Raw genomic sequence first — 453 nt, 5'->3', positions numbered from 1 at the left:
GAACAAGACGACGGGTACGGTCGACGAAGCTGTCTTTTGCGGTCTCAGTGCCGAATTCAAATCCCGCTACATCGAGCACTACGCCACGCTCGATCCATACTCGCCACTCCTGGATGCACGCTGGATCATGCTCTCCAAATGTCTTCCACAGCCCGTTTTGCGGAAAAGCGAGTGGTACAATGAGTTTGTGCTGAGCTGCGGTGTTCGGGACATCCTCGGAACGCGGCTCGCGGACACGGCAGGTCATTCCGTCATTCTTGGCGTTCATCAACGGATCGGACGCCATTTTTCTCAAGATGTCGAGCCACTGATCGCTACGATCACGGGACCCCTCAGGTATGCGGCGCGCTGCCATCTCGATCGCCGGAACGGAGGACAGCAAATTGGCGATCCGCAAACGACCCCCGCAGAAGGTGGTCGCTTCTTTTTTCATATTGATAACGGCGTGAACTA

1 protein-coding gene is annotated in these 453 nt (G+C 55.8%); it reads right to left on the bottom strand.

Annotated features, from left to right (window positions below; all coding sequences use genetic code 11):
- A partial coding sequence (locus GO615_RS28010; protein ID WP_169133087.1) for a hypothetical protein occupies positions 1-433 on the bottom strand: 433 nt, incomplete at its 3' end.
- Between the last annotated feature and the right edge of the window lie 20 nt (positions 434-453).

The organism is Aromatoleum evansii, from assembly GCF_012910805.1.
Classification (GTDB): Bacteria; Pseudomonadota; Gammaproteobacteria; order Burkholderiales; family Rhodocyclaceae; genus Aromatoleum; species Aromatoleum evansii.
This window is presented reverse-complemented; position numbering and strand designations above follow the sequence as displayed.